This window comes from Mycobacterium sp. NTMscope_MAC_269 (genome assembly GCF_976985695.1).
In genome coordinates this window covers 70,372-90,937 of the sequence record NZ_OZ335668.1, presented here as the reverse complement: position 1 = coordinate 90,937, position 20,566 = coordinate 70,372, and the positions used below count along the sequence as shown (strand labels likewise).

Annotated in this window: 17 protein-coding genes; 1 reads left to right on the top strand and 16 read right to left on the bottom strand. The window is 68.6% G+C overall.

Annotated elements, in window-relative coordinates:
- Nucleotides 1-35 precede the first annotated feature (35 nt).
- The 13 genes from secA to ACZ50Z_RS00355 all read right to left on the bottom strand — a co-directional run bounded on the left by secA (nt 36) and on the right by ACZ50Z_RS00355 (nt 15,192).
- Nucleotides 36-2,864: a preprotein translocase subunit SecA gene (gene secA, locus ACZ50Z_RS00415; protein WP_464481769.1), complete on the bottom strand. Its 2,829-nt coding sequence runs from the start codon at nt 2,862-2,864 to the stop codon at nt 36-38.
- A gap of 194 nt (nt 2,865-3,058) precedes the next feature.
- Nucleotides 3,059-3,727, bottom strand: a complete 669-nt coding sequence (gene hpf / locus ACZ50Z_RS00410) for a ribosome hibernation-promoting factor, HPF/YfiA family (RefSeq protein ID WP_464486020.1) — start codon at nt 3,725-3,727, stop codon at nt 3,059-3,061.
- 303 nt (nt 3,728-4,030) lie between these two features.
- Nucleotides 4,031-4,663 carry a ComF family protein gene (locus ACZ50Z_RS00405; RefSeq protein WP_464481768.1) on the bottom strand — a complete coding sequence of 211 codons (633 nt, stop codon included), beginning with the start codon at nt 4,661-4,663 and terminating at the stop codon, nt 4,031-4,033.
- Between the two features lie 43 nt (nt 4,664-4,706).
- Complete coding sequence (gene lpqB, locus ACZ50Z_RS00400; protein WP_464481767.1) at nt 4,707-6,461, bottom strand: MtrAB system accessory lipoprotein LpqB; 1,755 nt, start codon at nt 6,459-6,461, stop codon at nt 4,707-4,709.
- Complete coding sequence (gene mtrB, locus ACZ50Z_RS00395; RefSeq protein ID WP_464481766.1) at nt 6,461-8,143, bottom strand: MtrAB system histidine kinase MtrB; 1,683 nt, start codon at nt 8,141-8,143, stop codon at nt 6,461-6,463. The genes lpqB and mtrB overlap by 1 nt, the downstream gene beginning before the upstream one ends.
- A 40-nt stretch (nt 8,144-8,183) precedes the next feature.
- A complete protein-coding gene (gene mtrA, locus ACZ50Z_RS00390) occupies nt 8,184-8,870 on the bottom strand; it encodes a two-component system response regulator MtrA (protein WP_007168097.1) in 687 nt (228 codons plus the stop codon).
- Nucleotides 8,871-8,950: 80 nt separating this feature from the next.
- On the bottom strand, nt 8,951-9,583 hold the full coding sequence (locus tag ACZ50Z_RS00385; RefSeq protein ID WP_464481765.1) for a dTMP kinase: 633 nt from the start codon (nt 9,581-9,583) through the stop codon (nt 8,951-8,953).
- Nucleotides 9,584-9,633: 50 nt separating this feature from the next.
- Nucleotides 9,634-11,106, bottom strand: a complete 1,473-nt coding sequence (gene ahcY, locus ACZ50Z_RS00380) for an adenosylhomocysteinase (protein ID WP_464481764.1) — start codon at nt 11,104-11,106, stop codon at nt 9,634-9,636.
- A 120-nt stretch (nt 11,107-11,226) separates the two neighbouring features.
- Nucleotides 11,227-11,823 (bottom strand): TetR family transcriptional regulator AlkX, encoded by a 597-nt coding sequence (gene alkX / locus ACZ50Z_RS00375; protein WP_464486019.1) that lies wholly within the window; start codon nt 11,821-11,823, stop codon nt 11,227-11,229.
- A 129-nt stretch (nt 11,824-11,952) separates the two neighbouring features.
- Nucleotides 11,953-12,138, bottom strand: a complete 186-nt coding sequence (locus ACZ50Z_RS00370; RefSeq protein ID WP_464481763.1) for a rubredoxin — start codon at nt 12,136-12,138, stop codon at nt 11,953-11,955.
- Nucleotides 12,139-12,148: 10 nt separating this feature from the next.
- Nucleotides 12,149-12,319 (bottom strand): rubredoxin, encoded by a 171-nt coding sequence (locus tag ACZ50Z_RS00365; protein WP_464481762.1) that lies wholly within the window; start codon nt 12,317-12,319, stop codon nt 12,149-12,151.
- A complete protein-coding gene (locus ACZ50Z_RS00360) occupies nt 12,316-13,572 on the bottom strand; it encodes an alkane 1-monooxygenase (protein WP_464481761.1) in 1,257 nt (418 codons plus the stop codon). Before ACZ50Z_RS00360 ends, ACZ50Z_RS00365 begins: the two co-directional genes overlap by 4 nt.
- A 102-nt stretch (nt 13,573-13,674) precedes the next feature.
- Complete coding sequence (locus ACZ50Z_RS00355) at nt 13,675-15,192, bottom strand: amino acid permease (protein ID WP_464481760.1); 1,518 nt, start codon at nt 15,190-15,192, stop codon at nt 13,675-13,677.
- A 99-nt stretch (nt 15,193-15,291) separates the two neighbouring features.
- On the opposite strand from ACZ50Z_RS00355, the gene ACZ50Z_RS00350 reads away from it, so the two are divergent.
- Complete coding sequence (locus ACZ50Z_RS00350; protein ID WP_464486018.1) at nt 15,292-16,650, top strand: FAD-dependent oxidoreductase; 1,359 nt, start codon at nt 15,292-15,294, stop codon at nt 16,648-16,650.
- On the opposite strand, the gene manA is transcribed toward ACZ50Z_RS00350, so the two are convergent.
- The 3 genes from manA to ACZ50Z_RS00335 are packed head-to-tail and all read right to left on the bottom strand — an operon-like array spanning nt 16,628 to nt 20,369.
- On the bottom strand, nt 16,628-17,854 hold the full coding sequence (manA, locus tag ACZ50Z_RS00345) for a mannose-6-phosphate isomerase, class I (RefSeq protein WP_464481759.1): 1,227 nt from the start codon (nt 17,852-17,854) through the stop codon (nt 16,628-16,630). The two genes, ACZ50Z_RS00350 and manA, sit on opposite strands and share 23 nt — an antisense overlap.
- Nucleotides 17,855-17,862: 8 nt before the next feature.
- Nucleotides 17,863-18,975, bottom strand: a complete 1,113-nt coding sequence (locus ACZ50Z_RS00340; protein WP_464481758.1) for a TobH protein — start codon at nt 18,973-18,975, stop codon at nt 17,863-17,865.
- Nucleotides 18,972-20,369, bottom strand: a complete 1,398-nt coding sequence (locus ACZ50Z_RS00335; protein WP_464481757.1) for a phosphomannomutase/phosphoglucomutase — start codon at nt 20,367-20,369, stop codon at nt 18,972-18,974. The genes ACZ50Z_RS00340 and ACZ50Z_RS00335 overlap by 4 nt, the downstream gene beginning before the upstream one ends.
- Nucleotides 20,370-20,566 lie beyond the last annotated feature (197 nt).

Genomic DNA, 20,566 nt, shown 5'->3' with positions numbered 1-20,566 from the left:
GGCACGTTTCCGGACGCCGAGCGTGCGGCCGGCCGCTAGCGCCGCTTCACCGATTTGGGCGACTTGGCGCCGCGGCCCTGTTGCCGCGCCGCCGCGCGCCGCTCGCGGCGGCTGGCCCCGGCGGGAACCCCGGCCGGCGTCTTGGCGTCGCCGCCGTTGCGCTGCACCTGCGCCGAGCCGTCCTCCGACGGGCCGGAATAGGTGAGCGCCGGCGCCTGGTTGTCAATCCCCTTGGCGCGCAACGTGCTTGGGGCCTCTTCGCGCACGGCCGTCGTGGTACCGCCCTGCTTTCCGGCGGCGGCGGTGGCGAATTCCTCCAGCCCTTCGGGCGTCTGGACCGGGGCAACCTGCGGGGAGGGCACGGCCTCGACCGTGACGTTGAACAGGAAGCCGACCGACTCCTCCTTCATGCCGTCGAGCATGGCCATGAACATGTCGTAGCCCTCGCGCTGGTACTCGACCAGCGGATCGCGCTGCGCCATCGCGCGCAGCCCGATGCCCTCCTTGAGGTAGTCCATCTCGTAGAGGTGCTCGCGCCATTTGCGGTCGATGACGTTGAGCAGCACGTTGCGCTCCAGCTGACGCATCGCGCCCTCGCCGGCGATCTCCTCGAGCTCGGATTCCCTTGTGGCATAAGCACGTTCGGCGTCTTTGAGCAGCTCTTCCAGCAATTCCTCACGGGTGAGGTCGTCGCGCTCGGAGTCGGCGTCGTGATGTGTCAGTGGCGCGTGGTCGATGCCCACCGGGTACAGCGTCTTCAGCGCCGTCCACAGGGCTTCGAGGTCCCAATCCTCCGCGTAGCCCTCGGTCGTCGCGCCGTCGACATAGGCGGTGACCACGTCGCGGACCATGTCCAGCGCCTGCTCCTTGAGGTTTTCGCCCTCCAGGATGCGGCGGCGCTCGGCGTAGATGACCTTGCGCTGCTGGTTCATCACCTCGTCGTACTTGAGGACGTTCTTGCGGACCTCGAAGTTCTGCTGCTCCACCTGCGTCTGGGCACTCTTGATCGCCCGGGTGACCATCTTGGCCTCGATGGGCACGTCGTCGGGCAGGTTCAGCCGGTTGAGCATCGCCTCGAGCGCGGCGCCGTTGAAGCGGCGCATCAGCTCGTCGCCCAGGGACAGATAGAAGCGCGACTCGCCCGGGTCGCCCTGGCGGCCGGAGCGGCCGCGCAGCTGGTTGTCGATGCGCCGCGACTCGTGCCGCTCGGTGCCCAGCACGTACAGACCGCCGGCCTCGATCACCTCTTCGGCCTCTTTGGAAGCCTCCTCCTTGACCTTCGGCAGTTCGGAGTGCCAGGCCGCCTCGTACTCGTCGGCCGTCTCCACCGGATCGAGGCCGCGCTCACGCAGCCGCAGGTCGGTGAGGAAGTCGACGTTGCCGCCCAGCACGATGTCGGTGCCTCGACCGGCCATGTTGGTGGCCACCGTGACGCCGCCGCGGCGGCCGGCGACCGCGATGATGGTCGCCTCCTGCTCGTGGAACTTCGCGTTGAGCACGTTGTGCGGGACGCGGCGCTTCTGGAACTGCCGCGACAGGTACTCCGAACGCTCGACGCTGGTGGTACCGATCAGCACCGGTTGACCCTTTTCGAAGCGCTCGACGACGTCGTCGACCACCGCGATGTACTTGGCCTCTTCGGTCTTGTAGATCAGGTCGGACTGGTCGGCGCGCACCATCGGCTTGTTGGTGGGGATGGGCACCACGCCCAGCTTGTAGATCTCGTGCAGCTCGGCCGCCTCGGTCTGGGCGGTGCCGGTCATGCCGGCGAGCTTGTCGTAGAGCCGGAAGTAGTTCTGCAGGGTGATGGTGGCCAGCGTCTGGTTCTCGGCCTTGATCTCGACGTGCTCCTTGGCCTCGATGGCCTGGTGCATGCCCTCGTTGTAGCGGCGGCCGTAGAGCACGCGGCCGGTGAACTCGTCGACGATGAGGACCTCGCCGTCGCGCACGATGTAGTCCTTGTCGCGGTTGAACAGCTCCTTGGCCTTCAGCGCGTTGTTGAGGTAGCTGACCAGCGGCGAGTTCGCGGCCTCGTAGAGGTTGTCGATGCCGAGCTGGTCTTCGACGAACTCCACGCCGAGCTCGTGCACGCCGACGGTGCGCTTGCGCAGGTCCACCTCGTAGTGGGTGTCCTTTTCCATCAGCGGCGCCAGCCGGGCGAACTCGAGGTACCAGTTGGAGGCGCCGTCGGCGGGGCCGGAGATGATCAGCGGGGTGCGGGCCTCGTCGATCAGGATGGAGTCGACCTCGTCGACGATGGCGAAGTTGTGCCCGCGCTGGACCAGGTCGTCGAGCGAGTGCGCCATGTTGTCGCGCAGGTAGTCGAACCCGAACTCGTTGTTGGTGCCGTAGGTGATGTCGGCGTTGTAGGCCACCCGGCGCTCGTCGGGGGTCATCTGGGCGAGGATCACGCCGACGTCCAGGCCGAGGAAGCGGTGCACGCGGCCCATCCACTCGCTGTCGCGTTTGGCCAGGTAGTCGTTGACGGTGACGATGTGCACGCCCTTGCCGCCGATGCCGTTGAGGTAGGCCGGCAGCACCGAGGTCAGGGTCTTGCCCTCACCGGTCTTCATCTCGGCGACGTTGCCGAAGTGCAGCGCCGCGCCGCCCATCAGCTGCACCTCGAACGGCCGCTGGTCGAGCACCCGCCAGGCCGCCTCCCGGGCCACCGCGAAGGCCTCGGGCAGCAGGTCGTCGAGGCTCTCGCCGTCGGCGTGCCGCTTCTTGAACTCGTCGGTCTTGGCTCGCAACTCGGCGTCGGTGAGCTTCTCGATCTCGTCGGACAAGGTGTTGACGTAGTCAGCCACCCGCTTGAGACGCTTGAGCATGCGACCTTCGCCAAGGCGCAGCAACTTCGACAGCACAGCTATGTCCTCTACGGTCTGATCGCCCGGCTCCTCCTCATCGCGCTACGCGCTCTGCATCGTCACCGGGCCGGATCGGAGTCTTTGGCGACACCCATCCTAGGTGACGTCGCTCTTTGGACGCCGAACGTCGACTTGGTGCGCCAGTTCGCGTGGAATCCCGCAGCAAGTCGACGTTCGGCGGGACGACGCGGTCAGCCCAGCCGGATCAGGCCGTAGTCGTAGGCGTGGCGCCGGTACACCACGCACGGCCGCTCGGTGTGCTTGTCGTGGAACAAGAAGAAGTCGTGCCCGACGAGCTCCATTTCGTACAGCGCGTCGTCGACCGTCATCGGCGTGGCCGGATGCTCCTTGGTCCGCACGATCCGCCCGGGTTCGTGGTCCGGTTCCGCCCCATCCTGCTCGGCGGGCGCGTCGGACGCGCCGCGCGTCGGCGCGGGCGGTGGCACCGCGGTGGCGGCGGCCAGCGAGACCGGAGTCTTGTCGCCGTAGTGGACCTTGCGGCGGTCCTTGACGCGGCGCAGCCGGCTCTCCAGCTTGTCGACCGCGGATTCGAACGCGGCGTAGAAACTGTTGGCGCAGGCCTCCGCCCGGCTCACGGGGCCCCGGCCGCGGGCGGTGATCTCCACACGTTGACAGGATTTGCGCTGCCGCCGGTTGGGGGCGTGCTTGAGCTCGACATCGAAAAGGTAGATGGAGCGATCGAACCGCTCGAGGCGGGCGAGTTTTTGGGAGACGTACAGACGGTAATGATCGGGAATTTCTACGTTGCGGCCTTTGAACACAACGTCGGCGGTGGTTGTCGGTTGGGCTTGCCCATCGGTGACGGAGGGCGGTTGGTCCAGAATCTGACCGGAATCCACGGATAGCCTTGACATACGTGACAACTCGTTTCTCTTTACACGTCGCACGCGCATTGCGTGCCCGGCTGGCTTAATGCGCCGACGAGGTGGGAGCGGTTCGAGACTGGCTACCGCCGCAGGCTGCCCGCCGGTGCAAGGTGTCGATTACTCACCCCTTCCCGCAAGTGGGGCTCAACCTGGGAAAATCCCGACCAGTGAGTCAATGAATGTTGATTCCGACGTTAGCTCGTGTTCGCCTACCCATGCCACTAATTTCGCAGAGCTGTTGCGAGTTCTTCACATCCTCTTGGCTGCGGCACAGACTTACGCGGCGGCGATCGCGAGCACCGCGACGACCCGGACCCCCGCGCCCTGAAGAACGCGCACCGACTCTCGCGCGGTCGCCCCGGTGGTGACGATGTCGTCGACGACCATGACGTCGCTGCGCGGCGCCCGGCCGCGCAGCACGACCCGGCCGGTGATGTTGCGTTCGCGCGCGGCGGTGCCCAGGCCCACCGAGTCGCGGGTCAACGCCTTGATCCGCAACGCCGCGGCGACTTCGATCTCCGGGTGGTGTGCCACCGCGGCGCGGGCCAGCCGGGTGACCGGGTCGCCGCCGCGCCGGCGGGCGGCCGAACGCCGGGTCGGCGCGGGCACGACGGTCAGCGGGGTGTCGACGATCCCCCACGACAGCAACCGGTGCACCCCGAGGGCCAGGGCACGCGCCAGCGGCGCGACGAGATCGGCGCGGCCGTGTTCCTTGAGCGCCAGGATCGCCTGCCGGCGGGCGTTGGCGTAGCGGCCGAGCGCGAACACCGGGACCCCCGCGTCGATGCGCGGGTTCACCACATGCGGCTCGTCCGGCCGGACGGCCAGCTCGGTGGCGCAGACGTCGCACCAACGGGACGACGGCGCCCCGCAGCCGCCGCATTCGGCCGGCAGGACCAAGTCGAGCATGGCGTCAGTGTGCCGGGCGGGGGTGACATGGGCCGCCGAGCAGCTAGCCCGGCAGCACCGGCGCCGCCCCGGGGATCGTCAGCCCGGGCACCTGTGACCAGCCCTGCTGACCGTCGGCGGAGGGCGAATACTGCAGCACCCCTTCGGGTCCCGCGACGTAGGCCGTGGACGGGTTGGCCACCACGGTCGTCACCGGCATCTGCAGGCCGCGGGCCGGCGCGTCGGAGTTAACCCCGTCGATGTTCACGTAGGAGACCGGATGGTTGGCGTCGGTGCGGGTGACCACGATGTCGTCGCCGGTGCGCCAGGACAGCGACACCACCGAACTGCCCAACCCGAAGCCCAGCCGGCGCGGATAGGTCAGGGCATACTGCCCGGCCTGGGTCTGCTCGACGCTGGCGAGGATCACCTGGCCGCCGATCACCATCGCGGCCCGCGTGCTGTCGCGGGACAGCTGCAGGTCGGTGATGGGCCCGGGGAACCGGGTGGCCACCGCCACCGAATCCACCGGGATGCGGGCGGGCTGCCCCGACGCCGGCTCCTGGATCGCCCGCAGCACGTTGTTGCCGTCGACCACCACCCACACCACGTCGTCCAGCGACCAGGTGGGCCGCGACAGGCTGTGCCCGTCGGCGGACTGCACCGCTTCTGCGCCAAGATCACCGATCCACAGGGAGGCCGCCATGTCCGGGGCGCCGCGGTGCAGCGTCACCACCGACGCCACCTCCCGGCCGCTGCGCGACAGCGCGGCGCCGGTCTGGTCCCCCATGCGCCCGAACGCGCCGGGCACCATCGCGGTGTGCTGCCCGTCCAACGACACCAGTGAGCCGTTCACCAGCGCGTGCAGCCCGGCGCCCGCACCGTCGGCCACACCGGGGTCGGTGGCCGCGACATCGGAGGTGGTCCACCCGTCGCGGAACCGGTCGTCCAGCGGCGCGCCGTCGGCGTTGATCACATACGGGCCCCGGATATCGGCCCGGGCCAGCGTCCAAATGATCTGTGCGGCAACCAATTGCCTGCTGTGCGGATCGGTGGTGGACAGCTTCTCCAGATCGACGCGCGCACCGCCGTACCCGCGGCCGATCCCGCTCTTGCCGCCGTCGGCCCGGGTCACCGGCCCGCGCAGCCGCAGCGGCGGTGCGAGCAGGTTGCGCACCGTGTGGGCCATCTCGGGCCGCGGCCCGGCGATCAGCTTGGAGACCAGCTCGGTGGCGAGCTGGTCGTGGTCGGGCACCGCGACATAGCGCGGATCGGGGACCACGGTCTTGCCGGTCGGGTCGGCGAAATAGAGCGTGTTGCGTTTGTAGGTCGCCTGAAACTGCTGCCAGTCCAGGAAGACTCCGTTGGGCAGGCGGTCGATGCGCCAGCCGCCGGAGGTCTTGACCAACTCGATCGGCCCCGGGTCGGGCAGCACGCCCTCGGCGGTCTCGAACACCCCCATGTCGGACAGCGAGCCCAGAATGTCGGCTCGCATGGTTGCTGAAACCCGTTCGGCCGCACGGGTTTCGACGAACACGACGTGGTCGATCAGCAGCGCGCTACCGGCGTCGTCCCAGGAATTGGACGCCGACTGGGTGAGGAACTGGCGGGCGGCCAGGTGCCGGTTCGCGGGATCGGCTGTGGCCTTGAGGAATTCGCGCAGCAGCACGTCGGGGTCCATGCCCGGGGTCGGCTTGGGCAGGTTCGACGGCGCCGGCCGCTCGACGGTCCCGATGGCCTGCGGCGCCGACGAACTGGGCACCCCGGCGCACCCCGCCAGCAGCACGGCCAACACCAGCAGGCCCAACAGCCGCCGCATCACAGCGTCCTTTCCGCGTGCTCACGCTGGCGCGGCGGGCGTTCCTTGCGCTCGGACCCACCGGCCTGCGGGGCGGGCTGCGGAATCGGCTTCATGGGCAGCGGGCTGGTGGTGACCTTGTGGCCGCGCACCAGCGGGAGCGTCAGCCGGAAGCACGAACCGTCGCCCGGTTCGCCCCACGCCTCCAGCCGGCCCTGGTGCAGCCGCGCGTCCTCGATGCTGATCGCCAGGCCGAGCCCGGTGCCGCCGGACCGGCGCACCCGCGAGGGGTCCGCGCGCCAGAACCGGCTGAACACCAGCTTCTCCTCACCGGGCCGCAGCCCGACACCGTAGTCGCGGACGGTGACCGCGACCGTGTCCTCGTCGGCGCCCATCCGGATCTTGACCGGCTTGTGCTCGGCGTGGTCGATGGCGTTGGCGATCAGGTTGCGCAGGATGCGTTCGACCCGGCGGGTGTCGACCTCGGCGATGACCTCGTGCGTCGGCAGATCCACCTTCAGTTCGATGCCGGCGTCCTCGGCCAGATGCCCGACGTTGCTCAGCGCGCTGCGCACGGTGGTGCGCAGGTCGACCGCCTCGACGGACAGCTCGGCGACACCGGCGTCGTGCCGGGAGATCTCCAGCAGGTCGTTGAGCAGAGACTCGAACCGGTCCAACTCGCTGACCATCAGCTCGGTGGAGCGCGCCAGCGTCGGGTCCAGGTCCGCGCTGTGGTCATAGATCAGGTCGGCGGCCATGCGCACCGTGGTCAGCGGGGTGCGCAGCTCGTGGCTCACGTCAGAAGTGAAGCGGCGCTGCAGATTACCGAACTCCTCCAACTGGGTGATCTGACGCGACAGGCTTTCCGCCATGTCGTTGAACGACATCGCCAGGCGCGCCATGTCGTCCTCGCCGCGCACCGGCATGCGTTCGGACAGGTGCCCCTCGGCGAACCGTTCGGCGATGCGCGACGCCGACCGTACCGGCACCACCACCTGGCGCGAGACCAGCAGCGCGATCCCGGCCAGCAACACCAGCAGCACCGCACCGCCGGTGATCATGGTCCCGCGCACCAGCTGGATCGTGGCCTGTTCGTTCTTCAGCGGGAAGATCAGGTACAGCTCCAGGTTCGCCACTTGCGAGGACGCGGGAGTGCCGACGATCAGCGCCGGGCCGGAGAACCCGTCGGTGTGCACGGTCGCGTACTGATAGGACGCCTGCCCGGCCTTGACGAAGCCGCGCAACGAATTGGGCACCTGGTCGACGGGCCCGGCCGTGGTCGCGGCGCGCGGGCCGTCGCCCGGCACCATCAGCACCGCGTCGAAGGCGCCGGCCATCCCCGCGCCCGAGGCCGGGTCGGTCTTGGAGGTCAGCGTGTTGCGGGCCAACTGGAGGCTGCTGTCCAGCGAGCGCGCCTCCTCACCGTTGACGATCCCACCGACGGTGGTGCGCGCCCGCTCGATCTGCTCGATCGCGGCCTTGACCTTGACATCGAGCACGCGATTGGTGACCTGAGAAGTCAATACGAAGCCGAGCGCCAGGATCACCGCCAGCGACAGCCCAAGCGTCAACGCGACGACCCGCAACTGCAACGAGCGGCGCCAGGCGATGGCCACGGCCCGACTCACTGCGCCCATGCCGCGAGTCATGGGGCCGGAGCGCCCCCAGCGGCTCCGAGTACGTCGCCGGGAGCCCCAGATCACCGCCGGCGCTCCTCCCTACGACGCTCTAGACGTGCGTGGGTCACGGAGGTCCGGCCTTGTAACCCACTCCTCGAACGGTCAACACCACGGTCGGGTTCTCAGGGTCTTTCTCAACCTTGGCCCGCAGGCGCTGGACGTGCACGTTCACCAGACGCGTATCCGCCGGGTGACGATAGCCCCACACCTGTTCGAGCAGCACATCACGAGTAAACACCTGCCGCGGTTTGCGCGCCAACGCCACCAGCAGGTCGAACTCCAGCGGGGTCAAAGAGATCTGCTCGCCGTTGCGGGTGACCTTGTGCGCCGGCACGTCGATCTCGACGTCGGCGATGGACAGCATCTCGGCGGGCTCGTCGTCGTTGCGCCGCAGCCGCGCCCGCACCCGGGCCACCAGCTCCTTGGGCTTGAACGGCTTCATGATGTAGTCGTCGGCGCCCGACTCGAGGCCCAGGACGACGTCGACGGTGTCGGTCTTGGCGGTCAGCATCACGATCGGCACGCCCGAATCGGCGCGCAACACCCGGCACACGTCGATGCCGTTCATGCCGGGCAACATCAGGTCCAACAACACCAAATCGGGGCGCAGTTCGCGCACCGCAGTCAGGGCCTGGGTGCCGTCACCGATGACCGCAGTGTCGAAACCCTCCCCACGAAGCACGATGGTGAGCATCTCGGCTAGCGAAGCGTCGTCATCGACGACCAAAATCCTTTGCCTCATGGAGTCCATGGTGTCACCAGATCGGGACAAAACTCGGGCGCCACACGGGCGTTTCTTCTCCGATAAGGCCGAATCGTGACAAATCTGTGCTATTTGGCCATCAAAGCAGCGGCCAAACCACCCGGATCGACGTCTTTGTCGACGACCCGCCACGAACCTCCCCAGCCGGCGGCGGCCAGCCCCGCGTAGACGTCGCCGGTGCGTTGCTGGAGCCCGTCGTCGCGTTCGTAGCTGTCGCGCGCGCGACTCGGATCGGATTCGGCGCGGCTGCGCGCGCGCTGCCCCGCCAGCTCGGCCGACACCGCGAGCAGCACCTGCCAGTCGGGGGCGGGCAGGCCCAGGCGCTGGTATTCGAGGCCGTGCACCCAGGCCACCGCAGGCCCGCCCGCGTCCTGATGCAGGCGGGCGGCGGTGTAGGCCGCGTTGGAGGCGACGTAGCGATCCATGATCACCACGTCGTAGTCGCGGCGCAGCCCTTCGAGATGCTCGACCGCCGCGGCGCGGTCGAGCGCGAACAGCGTCGCCATCGCGTAGACCGAGGACGCGAGGTCGCCGTGCTCGCCGTGCAGCGCCTCGGCCGCGATGTCGGCCGTCGCCGATTGGCCGTACCGCGGAAAGGCCAACATGGCCACCGACTTCCCGGTCGCCTCGAACGCCTTGCGCAGCCCTTCGGACAGCGTCCGCTTGCCGGCGCCGTCGACGCCTTCGATCGCGATCAGCACGGCGCGAGCCTAGCGCCCGCGCAGCCGCGCACGCGGCTCAGGAGCCGCGATCAGTAGCGGTAGTGGTCGGCCTTGTAGGGGCCGTCGACGTCGACGCCGATGTACTCGGCCTGCTCCTTGGTCAGCTTGGTCAGCTGGCCGCCGAGGGCCTCCACGTGGATGCGGGCCACCTTCTCGTCGAGGTGCTTGGGCAGCCGGTAGACCTCGTTGTCGTACTCGTCGTTCTTGGTCCACAGCTCGATCTGGGCGATGACCTGGTTGGAGAAGCTGTTGCTCATCACGAACGACGGGTGTCCGGTCGCGTTACCCAGGTTCAGCAGCCGGCCCTCGGAGAGCACGATGATCGACTTGCCGGTGTCGCCGAAGGTCCACAGGTCGACCTGCGGGCGGATGTTGGTCTTGGTGGCGCCGGACTTTTCCAGCCGGGCGATCTGGATCTCGTTGTCGAAGTGGCCGATGTTGCCGAGGATCGCCTTGTCCTTCATCGCCTTCATGTGCTCGAGGGTGATGATGTCCTTGTTGCCGGTGGTCGTGATGATGATGTCGGCCTCGCCGATCACGTCTTCCACCCGCTTGACGTCGAAGCCCTCCATCAGCGCCTGCAGGGCGTTGATCGGGTCGATCTCGGTGACGGTCACCCGCGCGCCCTGGCCGGCCACGGACTCGGCCGAACCCTTACCGACGTCGCCGTAGCCGCAGATCAGGACCTTCTTGCCGCCGATCAGCACGTCGGTGCCGCGGTTGATGCCGTCGATCAGCGAGTGCCGGCAGCCGTACTTGTTGTCGAACTTGGACTTGGTGACCGAGTCGTTGACGTTGATCGCCGGGAACGCCAGGTCGCCGGCCGCGGCGAACTGGTAGAGGCGCAGCACACCGGTGGTGGTCTCCTCCGAGACGCCCTTGATCGACGCGGCGATCTTGGTCCACTTGTCCTTGTCGGTCTCGAAACGCTTGCGCAGCAGGTTCAAGAACACCCGGTGCTCGGTCGAGTCGTCTTCCTCGTCCGGCGGCACCACTCCGGCCTTCTCGTACTGCGCGCCGCGCAGCACCAGCATGGTGGCGTCGCCGCCGTCGTCCAGAATCATGTTCGCGGGCTCGTCGGGCCAGGTCAGCACCTGCTCGGCCGCCCACCAGTACTCCTCGAGCGTCTCACCCTTCCACGCGTACACCGGAACGCCCTTGGGCTCCTCCGGGGTGCCGTGCGGGCCGACGACGACCGCGGCCGCGGCGTGGTCCTGAGTGGAGAAGATGTTGCAGGATGCCCAGCGGACCTCGGCGCCCAGCGCGACGAGGGTCTCGATCAGCACCGCGGTCTGCACGGTCATGTGCAGCGAACCCGAGATGCGCGCGCCCTTGAGCGGCTGCACGTCGTGGTACTCGCGGCGCAGCGACATCAGACCCGGCATCTCCTGCTCGGAGAGCTCGATGTCCCGGCGACCGTAATCCGCCAACGACAAATCGGCGACCTTGAAGTCGATGCCGTTTCGAACGTCGGGGGTCAGTGCGTTTTCGGTCGTCGTCATAGCTTCTCTTCCTTTTTTCTGCCGTCTGGGGGCTCGCTCGGATCCAAGCGGTAATTAGCTTAGGTATGTTCTTGCGCCACTGTAGTCGTGCGCCCGTACGCCGCACGGGCCAGGCAACGTTCAGGGAACGTTGACGACACCGTGCCGCTCGGCGAACGGCGTCATCAGCCGCGCGAGATCGGCGGCCACGTCGTGGTCGGCCTCGGGCGGCATCGACACGTAGCTCAGCGCCAGCCGAACGATGGCACGCGCGAGCACGCCGGCGTCCTCGTCGCTGGTGGACACCCAGCTGTGCGTGAGCGCGGTGGTCAGCCGCTCGGAGGCCCGCGTGATGATGGGCGCGCTACCCGTCGTGATGATCTGCAGCAGGTCCGGTTTGGCGACGCCGGTCAGCAGCGAGATCACCAGCGGGTCGGCCGACAGCTCGGTGAACAGGTCGCGGAACCCCTGCAGGAATGCCTCATAGATGTCGCCGACGTGGGCCTGTAGCGCGGCGTTGACGGCGTCGACCAGGCGGTCGGCCAGGCGCAGGCCATACCCCTGCGCCAGACCCTGCCGCGAGCCGAACTCGTTGTAGATGGTCTGCCGGCTGATGCCCGCGGCGCGGGCCACGTCGGACAAGGTGACGGCCGACCAGTCCCGGGTCAACAGCAGTTCCCGCATCGCGTCGAGCACCGAGTCGCGCAGCAGGGCGCGCGACGCCTCGGCGTACGGCATCCGCTTCACAGGCGCGACAATAGCGGTCCGGGCTTCGAAATCTGCCGTTTGCCTACCGTCGACAACGTGCGCCGGGATCATGGCGCCGCTCCTCCTCATCGCTACGCTCTGCATCGTCACCGGCGGAGATCACGACCGGGCGATCTCCACCATCTCGAAGTCGGCTTTGGCCGCGCCGCAATCCGGGCAGCTCCAGTCCTCGGGGATGTCGGCCCATCGGGTTCCGGGCGCGATGCCGTCCTCCGGCCAGCCCTTGGCCTCGTCGTACTCGAATCCGCATTGCACGCAGATGAAGAGCTTGTAGTCCTCACTCATCGGTTCACTCCTATCCCACAGTCGTGGTTTCGAAATCGACCTTTTCGCGCACCGCACAATCGGGGCAGCACCAGTCGTCGGGTATGTCACTGAAGGGCGTCCCCGCGGGAAAGCCTTCCCGCGGAGCGCCTTTTGTCTCGTCGTAGACGTAGTCGCAGCCGGGGCAGCGGTAGACGGTCATGCCCGGGCCTCCTGCGCGCCGTAGCGCGCCAGCAGCTTCTCGCGCCGCCGCGGCGCGACGTTGACGCGGGTGATGTCACCGTCGTAGTGCGCCAGCACCCGGCGGTCCATCACCTTGCGCCACAGTGGCGGGAAGTAGGTGAGCGAGATCATCGACGCGTACCCACTGGGCAGGTTGGGCGAGCCGTCCAGGCTGCGCAGCGTCTGGTAGCGCCGCGTCGGGTTGGCGTGGTGATCGCTGTGCCGCTGCAGGTGGTACAGGAACAGGTTGGTCACCACGTGGTCGGAGTTCCAGCTGTGCGCGGGGGTGCAGCGCTCGTAGCGGCCGCTCGAATTCTGTTGCCGCAGAAGGCCGTAGTGCTCGAGGTAGTTGACCGACTCGAGCAGGCTGAAGCCGAAGACCGCCTGGATGATCACGAACGGGATCAGCGCCGGACCGAAGACCGCGATCAGGACCCCCCACAACACCACCGACATGGCCCACGCGTTGAGGACGTCGTTGGACAAATACGTCTTGGGGTGCCATGGGCTGGAGCCCTGCCGGCGGATCCGCTGTGCTTCCAGCCGCAGCGACGAGCGCAGGCTCCCGAAGACGCTGCGCGGCAAGAACTCCCAGAAGGTCTCCCCGAAGCGCGACGAGGCCGGGTCCTCCGGGGTGGCCACCCGCACGTGGTGGCCGCGGTTGTGCTCGATGTAGAAGTGGCCGTAGCAGGTCTGCGCCAGGGTAATCTTGGACAGCCAGCGCTCCAGCGCATCCTTCTTGTGGCCCATTTCGTGCGCGGTGTTGATGCCAACCCCCCCGAGCACCCCGACCGACAGGGCCAGGCCCAGCTTGCCCGCCCAGCCCAGGCCGCCTTGGGAGTCCGGGAAACCGAGCCAGTGCAGATTCGAGGCCGTGAACAGGTAGGCGCCCATCACCACGCTCAAGTACTGGAACGGGATGTACAGGTAGGTGCAGTAGCGGTAGTACTTGTCGTTCTCCAGCTGCTCCATCACCTCGTCCGGCGGGTTCTGCCCGTCGGGCCCGAAGCGCAGGTCCAGGATCGGCAGCACGACCCACAGCAGGATCGGCCCGATCCACAGCGGCACCTGCGCGGCGGCGTGCCAGCCGAGCCGGTTCAACGCCCAGACGAGCGGCAGCATCACGAACAGCGCCGTCGGGGCGATCAGGCCCATCAGCCACAGGCGACGCTTCTTGTCCCGCCAGACGGGCGCGCCGGTTCCCTGCTCGAGTTGCGGTTCGAGTGTGGTCATATGCCAAACCTCCTTGTGAGTCACACCACGTTGAGGTTGGACAATACCGACGTTTGCGTCTTCTGTCTAGACAAAAATCGTTATTTTGTAAAGCAAGCGTATCTACGGCACCGGGCTGTTGGGGTCCGCCTCGAGCGCGTCGCTGGGCTGGGCCGTCACCGCCTCACGCTCGCCCTGCACCGAATGCCGGTAGCCGTAGCCGACGTAGATCGCCGTGCCCACCACCAGCCAGACCCCGAACCGGACCCAGGTCAGCGCGGTGAGGTTGAGCATCAGCCAGACGCAGGCTGCGATCGAGGCGATCGGAAGCACCGGCACCCACGGCGCCTTGAACCCGCGCTCCAAGTCCGGCCTGGTGCGGCGCAGCACGATCACGCCGGCGGAGACCAGCACGAACGCGAACAGCGTCCCGACGTTGACCATCTCCTCGAGCTTGGTGATGGGGAAGACCGACGCGGTCACGGCCACCACCAGGGCGACGAGCACGGTGATCCGCACCGGGGTGCCCCGCGAACCGGTCTTGGCCAGCGAGCGCGGCAACAGCCCGTCGCGCGCCATCGCGAACAGCACCCGGCACTGGCCGAGCATCAGCACCATCACCACGGTGGTCAATCCGGCGAGCGCGCCGATCGAGATGACCTTGCTGGCCCAGTGAATGCCGTTCGCGGTGAAGGCGGTGGCCAGGTTCGCCTGCCCGCGGCCGCGCACGGTCTTGAGTTGCGTGTAGGACACCATGCCCGACAGCACGACCGCGACCGCGACGTAGAGCAGGGTCACGATGCCCAGCGACGCCAGGATCCCCCGGGGGACGTCGCGCTGCGGATGCTTGGTCTCCTCGGCCATGGTGGCCACGATGTCGAATCCGATGAACGCGAAGAACACGATGGACGCCCCCGCCAGCACGCCGTACCAGCCGTAGTGGCTGCTGTGCGCGCCGGTCAGCAACGACAAGACCGACTGGTCGATGCCCTTGGCCTCGCTACTGGCTTCGGGTTTGGGAATGAACGGCGAATAGTTGGCACGCTTGATGTAGAAGGCGCCGACCACCACGACGAACAGCACGACCGACACCTTGATCGCGGTGACCACGGCGGAGAACCTCGACGAGAGCTTGGTGCCCAACGCGATCAGCGTCGCCACTCCCGCGACGATCACCAGGGCACCCCAGTCGACCTCGGCCGGCCCGAATTCGGCTGTGCCACCGGCGAACCCGAACACCGTGCCCAGATAGCTCGACCAGCCCTTGGCCACCACCGCGGCGCCGATCGCCAATTCCAGCAGCAGGTTCCAGCCGATGATCCAGGCCAGGAACTCCCCGAAGGTCGCGTAGGAGAAGGTGTAGGCGCTACCGGCCACCGGCAGCGTCGAGGCGAACTCGGCGTAACACAGCGCCGCCAGCGCGCAGGTGCCCGCCGCGATCACGAACGACAACCAGATGGATGGCCCGGTGATGTCGCCGGTGGTCGACGCGGTGACCGTGAAGATGCCGGCGCCGATCACCACCGCGACGCCGAAGACGACCAGGTCCCACCACGTAAGGTCCTTGCGCAACTTGGTGTCCGGCTCGTCGGTGTCGGCGATCGATTGTTCCACCGACTTCGTGCGCCATCGATTGGCCATGCAACCGCCCTTTCCCAACGCTGGGAGCCATTGGTCCGACACAGTACTGGGTACTCCCCCCAGATGCCGGACAGCAAAGCAAACGCGAGGGACCACGCGCTGGTCATCGGGGGGAGCATCGCCGGGCTGTGCGCCGCGCGGGTGCTTTCCGACACGTATTCACGGGTGACCGTCTACGAGCGCGACGAGTTACCGGCCGTCCCGACGAACCGGGCGACGGTCCCCCAGGACCGGCACCTGCACATGTTGATGGCGCGGGGGGCGATCGAATTCGAGAACCTTTTTCCCGGCCTGCTCGACGACATGGTGGCCGCCGGCGTGCCCAAGCTGGAGAACCGGCCCGACTGTATCCACCTGGGCGCCGCGGGCCACGTCCTGGGCACTGGGCAAACCCTGCGCGACGAATTCACCGCCTACGTCCCCAGCCGGCCGCACCTGGAATGGCAGCTGCGCAAACGCGTTCACGGCCTCCACAACGTCACCATCGTGCGGCGCTCGGTGGCCGAACCGCGGTTCGACCCGGCGCGACAACGTGTGATCGGCGTGCTGGTGGATCCGGCCGATCCCGACGGCGGCGAGCCAGAATTCGTCGACGCGGACCTCGTCGTCGACGCGGCGGGGCGGGGCACCCGGCTGCCGGTGTGGTTGACGCAATGGGGATTTGCGCGCCCCGTCGAGCAGTCCGTCGACATCGGCATCAACTACGCCACCCAGCAGTTCCGCATCCCCGATGGGTTGATCGCGGAGAAGGTCGTGGTCGCCGGCGCCTCCCACGACCAGTCCCTGGGGCTGGGCATGCTGTGCTACGAGGACGGCACGTGGGTCCTGACCACCTTCGGCGTGGCCAACGTCAAACCGCCGAGGACCTTCCCCGAGATGCTGGCCCTGGGCGAACAACTGCTGCCTCCGCACTTCAATGCGGCGCTGGCCCAGGCCGAGCCGCTCGGCGATCCGGCCTTCCACGCCTTTCCGGCCAGCAAGTGGCGCCGCTACGACAAACTGGACCGGTTCCCCGGCGGCATCATCGCCTTCGGCGACGCGGTGGCCAGCTTCAACCCGACCTTCGGCCAGGGCATGACGATGACCTCATTGCAGGCCGGCCATCTGCGCCGCGCGGTGCAAGGCCCCGACGATCAGCTGGCCGCGGCGTTGAGCCGGGCCACCGCGAAAAGCACCTTCCCGGTGTGGATGATGAACGCCATCGGCGACATCACCTTCCACCACGCCGGCACGAAGGGTCCGATTCCCTGGTGGTGGCGGCCCTCCGGCGCGCTGTTCGACCAGTTCCTCGGCGCCGCAGAAACTGAACCCGTTCTGGCGGAATGGTTTTTGCGCCGGTTCTCGCTGCTGGACAGCCTCTACATGGTTCCGCCGCCGCGGATCATCGGCCGTGCCATGGCGCACAACGCGCGGCTGTGGCTGGGCGAGCGACGCGCTAGAGCCCTACCGTCGCCCTGAACAGCTTGCTGGGCTCGTGGGCGACCAGCCGGATCGGGGCGTCGTCGGCCGCCACCCACGCGGCCATGCCCCGCTTGAGCGTCAGCGAGCCGGACTTGCCGTGCACCGTCGTGCAGCCCTGGATGCACAACAGGATCTGCGGCCCGTCGTGGCTGCACGTCGCGTCCACCTCGTGGCCGACGTACTCGTCTTCGAGCTCGAGCAGCGCGACGGCGAACTCGTCGGTCGGCGTCTCATAGATCAGCCCGAAGCCCTCGCGGCGGATGTGCGGGCGCAACTGCTCCTCGGTGGTGGGCGCGAAGTCCAGCACCCGCAGCAGCTCGGGCACGTCGACGTGCTTGGGGGTCAGGCCGCCTCGTAACACGTTGTCGGAGTTGGCCATCACCTCCACCGCGAAGCCCCGCAGGTAGGTGTGCAGGTTGCCGGCGGAGACGAAGATCGCCTCGCCCGGGCCCAGGCTGACGCGGTTGAGCAGCAACGCCGCCAGTACGCCGGCGTCGCCGGGATAGCGTTCGCCGAGTTCGAGTACCGTCTTGGCCTCGGCCGCGAATTCGGTTGCCCCCGAACTGAGATATGCGATGGCGCCGTCCAGCACGGCGGGCACCAGCACGTCGATGTCGGGCTGCGGCGCGGTGATCCACGTGGTGAACAGCGCGCGCAGACCGTCGGCGTCGGACTGGTCGTTGAGCAGGTCGATGAAGGGGTCGAGGTCCGAGACCGCCAGGGCCCGCAGCAGCTCGACGGTGCGCGACACCTGGCGGAACCCGGCCAGCGCCTCGAAGGGGTGCAACGCCACCAGCAACTCCGGCTTGTGCGAGGTGTCGCGATAGTTGCGCACCGGCGAGGTCAGCGGGATGCCGACCCGCTCCTCGCGCAGGTAGCCCTCGGCCGCCTGCGCGGCGCTCGGGTGCGCCTGCAGCGACAGCGGCTCGTCGGCGGCCAGCACCTTGACCAGAAAGGGCAGCACGTCCCCGAAGCGCGCCCGCGACCCCGTGCCGAGCTGACCCTCCGGGTCGGCGTCCAACGCTTCGAGCAGGGTGATTTCACCCTGGTCGGTTTCCAGCCAGGCCGGATCGCCCGGGTGGGCGCCGAACCAGAGCTCGGCCTCCGGATGCGCCGCCGGCACCGGACGTTCGGTGAACTCGGCGATCGCGGTACGCGAACCCCACGCGTACGTTCTCAAGGCCCCGCGAAGCAGTTCCACTGTTCTATTTATCCCCGCACCAGTCGCATGTAAACCGCGGCCATCTCCAGCCGGACGGCTAATACTGCCAGCTGTTGCTCGGCGCGGCCGGGGCCACCCAGCGCAGGCGAAACACCGGAGCCGGCCGAGCCGCCGGGCCCGTCGGGCACATCCTCGGCGGCGAGCAGGTAGACGTCGTCGAGCCCGGCCGTCCGGGCGGCCACCAGCGTCTGCTCGGCCGCCAGGATGACCGCCAGCACCCGCAGCCGCTGGGGCAGGGGGCCGTCGATCTCTTCGTCGTGGAACAAAGCGGCGTCGGGGTCGGCGAAGTCGCCCCCGATGCCAGCCGTCGCGGCGGCGCGCAGGGCGACCACGGCGTCCGCCAGCGCCGTGGCGGCGGTCACCGTGTTCGCGACCCGCAGCAGCACCGTGCTGCCGTGCCGGGCCAGCGCCAGCGTCGCGGCGCCGTCGCCGGCCAGCGCGACCTGGCGGTCGGCGATGCGCGCGGCCAGCAGCTTGGCCGGATTGGTGAACAGCTCGCGCGCGGCGCTGTTGCGCAGCGCCTCGGCGTCGAGTTCGTCGGCGAGCAACCCCAGGTCCACGCTGGGCCGCGGGTCGACGGCGTGCAGCACGGCCAGCCCGGCGGCCAGATACCGGCACAGTCCGAATTCGTCGGGAATTCCCAGCCGCGGCGCCAGCACCGCCGCGCGCCCCGCGGTCGCGTCCCGCAGCGGACCCTCATACGGCGCCGCCACCACGACCCGCGCGCCGCGACGCACCCCGGTCGCGGCCGACGCGACCAGCGCGGGGTCGCCCGGGTCGTCACCCGCGACGATCAGCACGTCGAGCGGGCCCACCCACGGGGGTGCCTCGCCGGCCAGCGTGAACGGCTGGGAGGCCACCGAACCCAACGTCGCGGCCAGCATCACCCCGGCCGTCTCCGCGGTGCCGCGACCGGCCACCCAAATCACGCTGCGCGGACGGTCCTCGGCCCGCAGCGGGTCCAGCGCGCCCTCCTCGACCGCGGTGGCGATCGCCCGCACCTGCGCGCCGGCCGACGACGCCGCCCGCAGCAGGCCGTCGCGGTCGGCGGTCAGCAGGCCATCGGTGTCCTCGAGATCGATTGCCCGGGTGGCGTTCACGGGGCGGCCCCGGCGCGCGGGGTGTGAGCGGCGATCTCGGCGCTGATCTGGGCGACCACCGCGCCCACGTCCTCGGCGGTACGGCCCTCCACGTTGAGCCGCAGCAACGGCTCGGTGTTCGAGCTGCGCAGGTTGAACCAGTTGCCGTCGCCCAGGTCGACCGTCACCCCGTCCACGTGATCGAGGGAGTGGATGCGGGTGCCGAACGAGCGCAGCACCGCCTCGGTGCACTGCGCGGCGTCGGCCACGGTGAAGTTGAGCTCGCCGGACGATTCGTAGCGCTGGTAGTCCGCGGTCAGCTCCGAGAGCGGGCGGTCCTGCTCGCCGAGGGCGGCCAGCACGTACAGCGCCGCCAGCATCCCGGAGTCGGCACCCCAGAAGTCGCGGAAGTAGTAGTGCGCCGAATGTTCGCCGCCGAAGATCGCGCCGGTCTCGGCCATCAGCGCCTTGATATAGGAGTGGCCCACCCGGGACCGCAGCGGCGTGCCGCCGCGCTCGCTGACCAGTTCGGGCACCGCCCGCGAGGTGATCACGTTGTGGATGATCGTCGCGCCGATCTCGCGGCCCAGCTCGCGCGCGGCCACCAGGCTGGTCACGGTCGACGGCGACACGGGGTTGCCGCGTTCGTCGACCACGAAGCAGCGGTCGGCGTCCCCGTCGAAGGCCAGCCCGATGTCGGCGCCGGTCTCGCGCACGAACGTCTGCAGGTCCACCAGGTTGGCGGGTTCGAGCGGGTTGGCCTCGTGATTAGGGAAGGAGCCGTCGAGCTCGAAGTACAACGGCAACAACGTGATCGAGCCGATCGGGCCGAGCACCGCGGGGGTGGTCAGACCCGCCATGCCGTTGCCGGCGTCGACGGCCACGCGCAGCGGGCGCAGCCCGGACGTGTCCACCAGTGACCGCAGGTATTCCCCGTAGTCGACCAGCACGTCGCGATCGCTGAGGGCGCCGGGCGGACCGTCGTATCCCTCGACACCGGCGATGACGTCGTCGGCGATGACGCGCAACCCGCTCTCGGCCCCGACCGGTTTGGCCCCCGCCCGGCACAGCTTGATTCCGTTGTAGGCGGCGGGGTTGTGGCTCGCGGTGAACATCGCGCCGGGACAGTCCAGCAACCCGGAGGCGAAGTAGAGCTGATCGGTGGAGGCCAAACCGACGCGCACCACGTCGAGACCCTGGCCGGTGACGCCGGAGGCGAAGGCGGCGGCCAGGGTGGGCGAACTGTCGCGCATGTCGTGGCCGATCACGACTTGGCGGGCGCCCTCGGCGCGCATCAGTCTGGCGAAGGCTGCGCCCAGATCGGTGACCAGTGGCTGGTCGAGCTCTTCGCCGACTAGACCACGCACGTCGTACGCCTTGACGACACGGTGGACAGTCGCGGCGGGCCGAGACATGCGGGACTCCTGACGACGTGAACTCTTGGCCGTCAGCCTATCGGGCCGAAGCGAACACGAGCTGCCACCATCGGGACGTGGCGATCGCAAGCGCGGCCGTGGCGATCGCAAGCGCGGCGAAGCCGGGCGCAGCGGGTCGCCACCATCGGGACGTGGCGATCGCAAGCGCGGCCGTGGCGATCGCAAGCGCGGTGAAA